The following is a 10,815-nucleotide window of genomic DNA, read 5'->3' as shown; positions in this document are numbered from 1 at the left end:
CGGGATTCAGTAACTCTTCGCGAAGTAGGCGGTCTCGGCGGCGTCCTCGCCACAGATCGCACAGTCGTCGGCGATGGGGTCCTCGTCGGGGTCCATCGGGACCATGACGATCTCCGCGGCGATGGCCTCCTTGATCGGGTCCTCACAGTCCTCGTCGCCACACCACGGCGCTTTGACGTAGCCGCCGTGCTGGCCGATGGTGCCGAGGATGTCCTCGCGGCTGTGGGCTTCCCGGACGTTCGCTTCGAGGTTCTCCTCGGCGTCGGCTTTCAGCTTCGCGAACACCGTGTCGAGGTGGTCGTCGACGGTGTCGCCCAGTCCGGCGCGGTCGACGGTTTCGGTTTCCCCGTCGGGCCGGTGGACGAGGGTGACCTCCTCGTCGTCGACTTCGTTGGGGCCGACCTCGATCCGGAGGGGGACGCCCTTGAGCTCCCACTCGTTGTACTTGAACCCGGGATTGCGTTCGTCACGGTCGTCGAGGTGGACCCGGAACCGGTCGTCCAGATCCAGCGCCAGGTCCTCGGCGTATTCGAGGACCTCGTCTTTCGTGTCCTCCTGCCAGATCGGCACGATGACGACCTGCTCGGGCGCGAGCGCGGGCGGGAGGACGAGTCCCTGATCGTCGGAGTGGGTCATCACCAGTGCGCCCAGCGAGCGCCAGGACAGCCCCCAGGAGGTGGTGTGGGCGGTCTGTTCGTCCTCGTTCTCGTCGACGTAGGTCACGTCGTAAGCCTCGGCGAAGGACTGCCCGAGATAGTGGGAGGTCGCGCCCTGTACGGACTTCCCGTCGGGCATCAGGGCTTCGACGGTCGTCGTGGTGTCCGCGCCGGGGAACTTGTCGTGGTCGGGTTTGCGGCCACGGAGGACCGGAATGGCCAGCACGTCCTCGTAGAGTTTCTCGTACTGGTCCAGCCGTGTCATCGCCTCGTCCCAGGCCTCGTCGCCGTCCTCGTGGGCGGTGTGACCCTCCTGCCAGAGGAACTCCTTGGTACGGAAGAAGGGCTTGGTCTCGGTGGCCTCCCACCGGACGACCGAACACCACTGGTTGACGCGGTGGGGGAGGTCGCGGTGGCTCCGGGTCCACTGCGCGAGGAAGGGCGTGATGATCGACTCACTGGTCGGGCGCACGGCCAGGCGCTCTTCGAGTTCGTCGTAGCCGCCGTGGGTGACCCACGCCACTTCGGGGTCGAACCCTTCCACGATGTCCTTCTCCTTTTCGAGATAGGATTCGGGAATGAACATCGGAAAGTAGGCGTTGGTGACGCCCGTGTCCTTGAACCAGCCGTCGAGGTGGTTCTGGAGTCGCTCCCAGAGCGCGTATCCGCGCGGACGCGTGACGATGAACCCACCCATCGGTGCGTAGTCGGCGAGTTTGGCTTTCTGTATCACTTCCGCGTACCACTCGCCCGTCGCGTGCTCCTTGCTCTCGGTGATACCGAGTTCCTGCGAATCGCTCATACACGGTCATCCGGCACGGGCGTAATAAACCCGCCGTGTCCACTGCAGACGCCGCCGGAGTACAGTATAATTACACCGCAAAAATAAATAAACCAACCTGTGTTACAGTTACACTCGTGGGTCTTGATACCATGTCATCCCCTCCCCGCGCCGTCGACGGTCGACTGGAGGCACTCTCGAACCACAGCCGTCGGTTCGTCCTCTACTATCTCCGGGAACACGGCGACGCCACGGAGCAGGAGCTGACGGACGTGTTGACCGGTTGGCTCGCGACGGACGCCGGGCCCGACGTCGATCCGGCCACCCACGACCGGATGCACATCGCGCTGCAACACGTCCACCTGCCGAAACTCCTGGAATGCGGTCTCGTCGAGTACGACCCGGACACCGGTGTCGTCGCGCTCGGCGACTATCCCGAGTGGGTGAACGACTCTCTCGACGTGACCTTCCGGGTCGAGGCCGCGGCACCCGGTGACCGATCCCAGTCTCTCGGTGATTTGCTCGATCGATGACCGAGACACTACAGACGTTCCTCGACGACCTGACGGCCCAACGGCGAACGGTGACCGTCTACGCCGCCGATCCACCGTCGGAACTCGCCGAACGACTCGCGGACTGGCACGTGGACGTACGGTTCGACCACCTCCCGTCCGACTCCGGGGAGGGGTTCATAACCGTCCGGCAGGGCGACCACTTCCTCGGAACCGTCTCCCTCGAAACCGTCGCGACGTTGTTCGAACCCGCCGCCGGGGTTCTCGACGCCGATTCCACCGAGACCGGCTCGCTCGAACCGCTGTTGAAACTCCTCGACGAAACGCTCTTCCAGTCGGTCGAGCGGCGGCAACTGCTGGCGGCGACCCGCGAGTTCGAGGACCGCGCCTGGCGACACGGCCAGGGTGAACTCCACGTCGGCTTCCAGCGACCGGCGGCACTGGCCGCCCAGCGCCCCGTCTACGAACGGCTCGCCGAGAGTGACCTCGACATCCACCTCTACTTCGACGGCGCGTGGCACGCCCCGCCGATCCCCGGCGTGACGATCCACACCGACGGCGGCGAACTCGGGCAGTTCTGGTTCGTGGCCTTCCAGCCCGACGCGGCTGCACGGTCACAGAGCTGTGGCCTGTTCGCGCGCGAGCGCGATCCGGCTACCTACGGCGGGTTCTGGACCTACGACCCCAACCGCGTCGCGGCCCTGGTCACCTATCTCCGAGCCACGTACGGCGACGCCTGATCCGTGCCCGCAGTGCGCGATGGGGGTCGTAATAAATGCCCCTCTATATCCGGCGAAGGTTACACCCCCGGAGAGTGTGTGCGAACGTGTAGCCCGATGGCTGAGGGGGCCATCGGGGAACGACCCGTGGTACGGACGGTTCCCTCGCGACGGTACCTGGGGGGGTACAGGGGGACCGCTGGGGTGGGGCCCAGAGGGTGGCACCGACACGCGTTCGCCGTTCTCCGGTTTCCGAGCGATCAGGAAGCGCCAGCCACGCGCAGTTACTCACTCGATCCCGAACGGACTCGGCGTCTCGGTCCACTCCCAGCCCGGGAGCCGCGTCTGAAACCCGGCGGCGAGTGCGGCGTCGAGGTCGTCCGCGCCGGCCGTGTCCTCGGGGTTGTGGGTCAGCACGTCCGCGTAGTGGAAGGTTGCTTCCCCGAGCAACCGGAGCGGCTGGTTCCCAGCGAGCATCCCGGCCAGTTCCCGGCCGAGCAGTTCGTCCACGACGAACCCGGGGTAATCCCCGTCCACGTCGAGGTCGCGCAGGAGGCACACGAGGGCGGCGACGTTGACCGCCAAGTCGCCGTCGGAGAACACCTCGTCGACCGTCCGGTGGTACTGGTCGACCGTCACGCTGGCGACCTCCGTGTCGAACTGCTCGCCCAGGGCGGCGCGGACAGTGTCGATCAGTGCGACGACCGTCGGTGCGCGGTCACGGACCCACTCGTGTTCGGCGGCGACGACGGCAGGGGAGACGTGCATGGGTGGTCATCGTCCCGAAATACCTACTGTTTTGCGAAGGCTTTTATAATGGAGGGGCAATAGAGGCGGATACAGGCCGGTTTTCCGGACTCATCCTGCAGCGACGAGTTCGGACCGCATATAGCGGATCACACAAGACACTATGACCCTTACAGGAGACAGCCTGTGTCCCGCCGTGTGGGGGCCGGTGGGGACGACCCCCATCGACCACCGCCGGTGTTCGGCACGGACGCAGGACCGCTTTTTGGCCATTTTCGAGCTATGAGTACGGTAGAAAATCAGTTAGACGAGTTGAAAGCAGAGATCGTCAGCGAAGTTCCCGACGACATTTCCATCTCGGACGTCCAGTACGAAGGACCGGAACTTGTCGTGTACACGCGCGACCCGAAGAAGTTCGCCCAGAACGGCGATCTCATCCGGCAGCTGGCGAGCCAGTTGCGCAAACGCATCACCGTCCGGCCGGACCCGGACGTGCTCTCGGTGCCCGACAAGGCCCGCGAGCAGATCATGAACGTGACGCCGGAGGAGGCCGGTATCACGGATCTGGACTTTCACGCCGACACCGGCGAGGTCGTCATCGAGGCCGAGAAACCAGGCATGGTGATCGGGCGCCACGGATCGACGCTCCGTGAGATCACCCAGAAGGTCGGCTGGACTCCCGAGGTCGTCCGGACGCCGCCCATCGAGTCCTCGACGGTCTCGAACGTGCGGAACTTCCTGAAACAGGAGCGCGACGAGCGCCGGGACATCCTCGAACGGATCGGCCGACAGATCCACCGGGAGGAGATGTCCGACGACGAGTGGGTGCGCATCACGACGCTGGGCTGTTGCCGGGAGGTCGGCCGCGCCTCGTTCATCCTCTCGACGCCCGAGACGCGCGTCCTGATCGACTGCGGCGACAAGCCCGGTGCCGAAGACGAAGTACCCTACCTGCAGGTTCCCGAAGCGCTGGGTTCGGGCGCGAACTCCCTCGACGCGGTCGTGCTGACCCACGCCCACCTCGACCACTCCGCGCTCATCCCGCTGCTGTTCAAGTACGGCTACGACGGCCCGATCTACTGCACGGAGCCCACGCGGGACCTGATGGGGCTGCTCACGCTGGACTATCTCGACGTGGCGGCCAAGGAAGGCCGTGCGCCGCCATACGAGTCCGAGATGGTCCGGGAGGCGATCAAGCACTGCATCCCGCTCGAGTACGGCGACGTGACCGACATCTCGCCGGACATCAAGCTGACCCTCCACAACGCGGGGCACATCCTCGGGTCCTCGATCGCGCACTTCCACGTCGGCGACGGACTGTACAACGTCGCCTTCTCGGGGGACATCCACTACGAGGACACCCGCCTGTTCAACGGCGCGGTCAACGAGTTCCCCCGCGTCGAGACACTCGTCCTCGAGTCCACCTACGGTGGTCGCAACGACTACCAGACCGACCAGGAAGACTCAGAGCGCAAGCTCAAGGACGTCATCAACGAGACCTACGACGAGGGCGGGAAGATCCTGATCCCAGCGTTCGCGGTGGGCCGCTCCCAGGAGATGATGCTCGTCATCGAGGAGGCGATGCGCAGCGGCGACATTCCGGAGATGCCGGTCCACCTCGACGGGATGATCTGGGAGGCGACGGCGATCCACACCACCTATCCGGAGTACCTGCGCGACGACCTGCGCGACCGTATCTTCCACGACGACGAGAACCCGTTCCTGGCCGACCAGTTCAACCACATCGACGGCGGCGAGGAGGAACGCCGGGAGGTCGCCGACGGCGGCCCCGCGATCATCCTCTCGACGTCGGGGATGGTCACCGGCGGGCCGATCATGTCCTGGCTCGAACACCTCGGGCCGGACCCGGACACGACGCTGACGTTCGTCGGCTACCAGGCACAGGGGACGCTGGGCCGCCGCATCCAGAAGGGGCAGGACAAGGTCCCGCTGGGCAACAGTCGCGGCCGCGGGCGCTCGGACTCGCTGACGCTGAATTGTAACGTCGAGACCGTCGACGGCTTCTCCGGCCACGCCGACCGGCAGGGGCTAGAGAACTTCGTGAAGACGATGAACCCACGTCCGGAGAAAGTGCTCTGTGTCCACGGCGACGAGCAGTCCACGCAGGACCTGTCCTCGGCGCTGTACCACGAGTTCAACATGCGGACGTTCGCGCCGAAGAATCTGGAGACCTTCCGGTTCCTCTAGGCCCAGACCGTATCGTCCTCGGCGAGGTCGGCTTTGAATACGAGGATGCGAAACGGTTCGTCGGAGTCGTTGTACACTTCGTGAACGTCGCCCGGTTCGCAGACGACGACCTCGCCGGTCGCCGGCGTCACCTCGGTCCCGTCGATCACGAACCGGCCGCCGGCCTGCTGGACGTAGAACACTTCCCGCGTCTCACGATGAAAGTGGGGCTCGACGTGTTCGCCCGGCGGCACCTCGACGACCTGAAGCAGGTTTCCGTCGGCGCCGATTTCCGCGTCCGTCGCGAGAATCCGTTTCCGGTAGCTGTCCCGCTCGTGCCACTCTGAGGGTGTCGGTCGTTTCACGCTTCATCGCTGGTCGAGGACGCGTTTCAATCTTCGCCACCGACGGGGGACAGCGGCGGGTTCGCTGGGCAGGCCAGCCGTAGGTTTATCTCCCGAACCGCGACCAGCGCTGCCCGTGACCTGACCACGGCCGCGGAGCGCACTGGGCGGGTGTGCGACACGCCGCTCCGCCGGATACCCCCCGTGTCGCCTGCTCGCCCCTGCCTCGGTCCGCTGGAATGACGGTCACGGCGGGGTCACCCGTCAGAGACCCCGTTCCTCTCCCTCGACGATCCGCTGGGCGCGTTCGAGCAGTGCCGGAACTGCATCGGCCATCGCCGCGAACGCCGGCCGGTCGGACTCCCCTCCCAGGTGTCGGAGGTAGTACCCCTCGCAGACGGCGGCCTGTTCGTAGACCGCCAGCGCCCGGTAGAACCGCTCGTCGGTGAACGGTCGCCCAGTCGCGCTCTCGTACCGATCCACGAGTGCCGACCGTGACGGGAATCCCTCGCGCGTCGTGAACCCGGGTACCACAACTGCGGGCAGTCCCGCGCGCTCGCTCTCGTTCTCGAACCAGAACGCCGTCAGCCGGCCGAGGTCCACCAGCGGGTCGCCGGCACCCGCTCGCTCCCAGTCCAGGACCCCGACCAGTTCCGGCGGCGTCGACCGACTGAACGCCACGTTCGCGAGCGTGTAGTCGCCGTGGATCAGCGTCCGCTCGCCCGACGCCGGGACGTTCGCGGCGAGCCAGTCGGCCACCGCGTCCACGCCCGGAACCTCGCGGTCGGTCTCGGCGCGGTAGCGGTCGAACCGCGCGCGCCACGTCTCGATCCGCGCCGAGAGGTCCGGATACCCGAGGTCGGTCAACTCCACCTCGTCGAGGTCGACGGCGTGGATCGCCGAGAGCGTATCGACGAGTTCCTCGGCGACCGTCTCGCGGTAGTCAGGCGTCGCGTACTCGACGGGTTCGCCGTGGCGGAGTACGTCCCCGGACACTCGCTGCTGGACGGCAAACGGCGCGCCGGCGACGGACTCGTCGTCACAGACCAGCACGGGCCGCGGCGTCGGCACGTCCGTCCAGTCCAGCGCCGACAGCACCCGGTACTCCCGGCGCACGTCGTGGCTCGCTCGGGTCGTCTCCGAGAGCGGCGGCCGCCGGAGGACGAACCGTCGCGAGCCCCAGCCGAGAAACAGCGTCTCGTTGCCCAGTCCGGCGTCGTGGTGGCTGAGCGACCACGTCTCGGCCCGGCCCAGCCGTTCCGCGACTCTGCGGTAGACGCCTTCGGTGTCGAGATAGCGACTCGCGCCGCCGGCGGTCTCAGTCATCGGCCACCCCGGCCTCGGCGGGATCGGTCACGTCGCCGGCCGTCGGATCGACGCCGACCTGGTCGCAGACGTCCGCCATCGGACAGGCCTCGGGGTCGTCGAGACAGTCGGGCTTGCGCGCCGAACAGTACTCGCGACCGAACTGGATCATCGCGGTGTGGCCGAACCCGCACTTCCCGCCGGGCACGTCGCGTTCGAGGTGTTCCCGGACGGTCTCGTGGTCGGCCTCGGGTGGTGCGAGCCCGATCCGGCGCGCGATGCGGTGGACGTGCGTGTCGACGGGGAAGACGCCGTCGCGACCGCCGGCGAACAGCAACACGCAGTCCGCGGTCTTGGGACCGACGCCGGTCATGTCGAGCAACGTGTCCCGAACCGTTCCGGGGTCGTCCTCGCGGACGAAGGCGTCGAACGCGTCTTCGCCGCCGTACTCCTCGACGATGCGCTCGGCGATGTCGACGATGCGCTCGGACTTCTGGTTGTAGAGTCCGGCCGAACTGATCGTCTCGGCGAGTTCGGGCTGGTCGGCGCTGGCGAGCGCCTCTGCGAGGTCCGGCCCACCTCCATATCGATCCACGAGGGCGTCGTGGGCGGGCTGGCTGGCCACGTCGCTGGTGTTCTGACTGAGGATCGTGCGGACGAGACACTCGAAGGCGTCCCGGCCGCCGTAGGACTTCTGCCAGTAGAGGTCGCCCAGACGGTCGACCACGGCGTCGGCGCGGGTCGCTGGCGCGTCGGCGTCGAAGGTGTCTGCGTAGCCGCCGCCCGCTGTACCCCCGCTGATGTTCTCGGCCGGTTCGGGGTCGTCGGACATACCCCGTCTAGCGACCCAGACTCAAAAGGAACACCGGTCGATCGGAGCCGGACCCCGACGCGGGGGGAGACTGTTCCGTGTCGAAATGACCTTTCGGGACAGAGGAGAGGGTGAACTCCCGGCAGGCTCACTCGACGGTCAGCGTCATCGTCAGATCCGCGCCATCGGCCAGCGCCGCCACGAGCTCACGGTCCAGACTCTCGGCAGCGGCGTCGGCCTCGACCAGGATCGTTCGGTCGTCGACGTAGTCGCTCGTGCGGCCGACGGCGCTACGGTCGTTCTCGAAGGCGAGGTCGGGGTGGCCGCGGCCGGTGACGGTTTCGGTGTGGCCGCCGGCTTCCAGCGTGACGGTGATCGTCGCGTCGGCCGACTGGCAGGCGGCGACGAACTCGGGGTCGAAGTCGGCGGGGACGCGGTCGGCTTCGATGCCGAGGATGCAGTCGCCGGCCGGGGTGAGGTAGTCGTCGCTCGTGACCTCGAAGGTACTCGCGTGCTCGGCCGAGACGTGTTCGTGGCCGCGTGCGCGAACGACTTCTTCCATACTCCGGCGTTTCCGCCCGGCCCACTTCAGCGGGTCGTTTCAGCGCGCGACGGTGATGGTCACGGTGCCACAGGCACACTCGTACGCGCGGCGCTCGCCGCCGTCGGTCCGGTAGGTAAGTCGGAGCGACTCCTCGCGGAGCTCTCGGTCGCAGCCACTGCAGGTACAGGACAGTTCTTCGATCATGTCAGTAGAGACGAGCGGATCGGGTATCAAAGCGAGCCGTCCGCGGGGTGAAAGTGAAAGTAGTCGGGCCGGGTCCAGTTCGAGGGCCGAATGTCGCGTAAAGGATATGGCACAGGCGGACGCCCGGACACGTATATGCTGGGCGAGTGGACTGGGACGTCGGTCGAGCCGGGGGCGGGCAAACCCGAACCGGACGTGTGGACGCCGGTGGAGATACCGGGTCGGCCACAGGTGTTCGCCGACGCCGACGCCGCCGCGTACCGCTCGGTGTTCGACGACCCCCGGTCGGGCGACGAGGACCGCGCCGTCATCGAACTGCAGGGGCTATTCGCCCACGCGCGCATCTGGCTCAACGGCGATCTCGTCGGCGAACACGACGCCTACTTCCGACCGTTCCGCCACTCCTTCGAACCCGACGACCAGAACGAACTGATCGTCGAGTGCCGCCCGCCCGAGGACCGGTTCGGCGGCGTCCACGACACCGACCTGATCCCGGACCGCGACCGCATCCCCGGTATCTGGTGGGACGCGACGGTCGAGACTCACCCCAGCACGTTCATCTACGAACTGGACGTGCACCCGCGGCTGGTCGAGGGGAACGCACAGATCGACGTTCGAGCGATCGTCGAGACGGACACCGACCTCGACGATCGCGTCACCTTCTCTCTGCGCCCCGAAGGCGAGTTCCAGAGCCGGGGGATGATGGACCGGGCCGCCGTCGAGGCCGACGCCGGCGAACGGGCCGTCGTCGAACACACCATCGACGTGCGCGACCCGTCGCTGTGGTGGCCGCGTGGACTCGGGCCCCAGCACCGGTACACCGTCCGGGCGAAGATCGGCGACGCGACTCGCTCCGTCGTCACCGGCCTCTGTTCCGTGGACCGCGACGCCGACGGCCTGGTCGTCAACGGCGAACGCGTCCCGGGCCGGGGCGTCACGCTCCTCTCGGCCACCCCGGAGGACGTCGAGCGGGCCGTCGACGCCAACGCCACCTTCGTACGCATGCACGCTCACGCGCCTGACCCCGCAGTGTACGAGGCCTGCAACGAGGCCGGCCTGCTGGTCTGGCAGGACCTGCCGCTGACCGGTCCCGGGGGGTTCGACGCCGACCGCGGCCAGGATCTCGCGGCCGCGCTCGACCGGACCTACGGACGGCACCCTTCGCTGTTCGCGTACAGCGTTCACGACGACCCGCTCGATCTCTTTCCGGAGCCGCTCGGGTCCGGAACACTCGACCGGTTGCGCCTGCGCTGGCGGGCCTGGCGAGCCAGCTACGACCGCGGGCCGGCCGAGTCGGTCGCCACGGCGCTTCCCGAAGACCGACTCCTCTTTCCCGTCGTGGGCGCGCTGGGCAGTGGGGCCGACGCGCCGACGCTGTATCCCGGCTGGGACTACGGCGACGTCGACGACGTGAGCTGGGTCCTCGACACGTTCGAGGTCGGCGACGTCGTCGGCGAGTTCGGGGCCGGCGCGTACGGTACGGTCATACCCGACGACGACCCGGCCTTCGACCGGGCGAAACACGATGCCCACGTCGAGGGCGGAACCGACGCCTCACAGGCCTACCAGGCCCGCGTCGTCAAGCGCGTCGCCGAGGAACTCCGGCGGCGCGACAGCTCGCTGTTCGCGGCGCACGCCCTCCGTGACGCCACGCCTGCGGGGATGGGCGTCGTCGAACGCGACGGCGACCCGAAGACTGGATTCGAAGCGCTCCGGGAGGCCTACGAACCCGTCCAGGCCACGCTCGCCGCGCCGGCTCCCGGTGAGACGACGCCGCTGACGGTCCTCAACGACGGGCGGGACGGGATTTCGGGAACCATCGAGTGGTCCGCCGGCGACGAGGGCGGCGAAGTCGAAGTGAGCGTCGAGGCTGGGGACACCGCGACGCCGGACTCGATTGCGATTCCGGACGAGGCCGAGTCGGCCACACTGGCTCTGTCGCTTCCGGATCGGGTCGTGGAAAACACCTACCGCTTCCACCGGTAATTGCCGGTCCATGCGAGAC

11 protein-coding genes are annotated in these 10,815 nt (G+C 67.4%); 4 read left to right on the top strand and 7 right to left on the bottom strand.

The genetic code is table 11. From position 1 onward, the window contains the following. Positions 1 to 6 precede the first annotated feature (6 nt). Positions 7 to 1,458 (bottom strand): proline--tRNA ligase, encoded by a 1,452-nt coding sequence (gene proS, locus EAF64_RS12090; protein WP_129069253.1) that lies wholly within the window; start codon positions 1,456 to 1,458, stop codon positions 7 to 9. A gap of 131 nt (positions 1,459 to 1,589) precedes the next feature. On the opposite strand from proS, the gene EAF64_RS12085 reads away from it, so the two are divergent. Next, positions 1,590 to 1,970 carry a DUF7344 domain-containing protein gene (locus EAF64_RS12085; protein ID WP_129069252.1) on the top strand — a complete coding sequence of 127 codons (381 nt, stop codon included), beginning with the start codon at positions 1,590 to 1,592 and terminating at the stop codon, positions 1,968 to 1,970. After that, the gene (locus tag EAF64_RS12080; protein WP_129069251.1) at positions 1,967 to 2,689 is read left to right on the top strand and encodes a DICT sensory domain-containing protein; all 723 of its coding nucleotides are present in this window, start codon (positions 1,967 to 1,969) and stop codon (positions 2,687 to 2,689) included. Before EAF64_RS12085 ends, EAF64_RS12080 begins: the two co-directional genes overlap by 4 nt. A gap of 267 nt (positions 2,690 to 2,956) precedes the next feature. Here the strand turns inward: EAF64_RS12080 and EAF64_RS12075 are convergent, their stop codons facing one another. After that, positions 2,957 to 3,436, bottom strand: coding sequence for a hypothetical protein (locus EAF64_RS12075; protein WP_129069250.1), 480 nt, complete (start codon positions 3,434 to 3,436; stop codon positions 2,957 to 2,959). A 261-nt stretch (positions 3,437 to 3,697) separates the two neighbouring features. Between EAF64_RS12075 and EAF64_RS12070 the strand changes: the two genes are divergently transcribed. After that, the gene (locus EAF64_RS12070; RefSeq protein ID WP_129069249.1) at positions 3,698 to 5,623 is read left to right on the top strand and encodes a beta-CASP ribonuclease aCPSF1; all 1,926 of its coding nucleotides are present in this window, start codon (positions 3,698 to 3,700) and stop codon (positions 5,621 to 5,623) included. Here the strand turns inward: EAF64_RS12070 and EAF64_RS12065 are convergent. The 5 genes from EAF64_RS12065 to EAF64_RS21015 all read right to left on the bottom strand — a co-directional run bounded on the left by EAF64_RS12065 (position 5,620) and on the right by EAF64_RS21015 (position 8,810). Continuing rightward, entirely contained in the window at positions 5,620 to 5,967 is a 348-nt protein-coding gene (locus EAF64_RS12065; protein ID WP_129069248.1) for a cupin domain-containing protein, read from the bottom strand. The genes EAF64_RS12070 and EAF64_RS12065 overlap by 4 nt on opposite strands. A gap of 243 nt (positions 5,968 to 6,210) precedes the next feature. Continuing rightward, a complete protein-coding gene (locus EAF64_RS12060) occupies positions 6,211 to 7,272 on the bottom strand; it encodes a phosphotransferase family protein (protein ID WP_129069247.1) in 1,062 nt (353 codons plus the stop codon). Beyond that, positions 7,265 to 8,083: an endonuclease III domain-containing protein gene (locus EAF64_RS12055; RefSeq protein WP_129069246.1), complete on the bottom strand. Its 819-nt coding sequence runs from the start codon at positions 8,081 to 8,083 to the stop codon at positions 7,265 to 7,267. Before EAF64_RS12055 ends, EAF64_RS12060 begins: the two co-directional genes overlap by 8 nt. A 127-nt stretch (positions 8,084 to 8,210) precedes the next feature. Continuing rightward, complete coding sequence (locus EAF64_RS12050) at positions 8,211 to 8,624, bottom strand: DUF371 domain-containing protein (RefSeq protein WP_129069245.1); 414 nt, start codon at positions 8,622 to 8,624, stop codon at positions 8,211 to 8,213. Positions 8,625 to 8,663: 39 nt separating this feature from the next. Beyond that, positions 8,664 to 8,810, bottom strand: a complete 147-nt coding sequence (locus tag EAF64_RS21015) for a hypothetical protein (protein ID WP_193767665.1) — start codon at positions 8,808 to 8,810, stop codon at positions 8,664 to 8,666. 135 nt (positions 8,811 to 8,945) lie between these two features. On the opposite strand from EAF64_RS21015, the gene EAF64_RS12045 reads away from it, so the two are divergent. Continuing rightward, positions 8,946 to 10,796 carry a hydrolase gene (locus EAF64_RS12045; RefSeq protein ID WP_129069244.1) on the top strand — a complete coding sequence of 617 codons (1,851 nt, stop codon included), beginning with the start codon at positions 8,946 to 8,948 and terminating at the stop codon, positions 10,794 to 10,796. Positions 10,797 to 10,815 lie beyond the last annotated feature (19 nt).

Source organism: Halorientalis pallida (assembly GCF_004118325.1).
Classification (GTDB): domain Archaea; phylum Halobacteriota; class Halobacteria; order Halobacteriales; family Haloarculaceae; genus Halorientalis; species Halorientalis pallida.
This window is presented reverse-complemented; position numbering and strand designations above follow the sequence as displayed.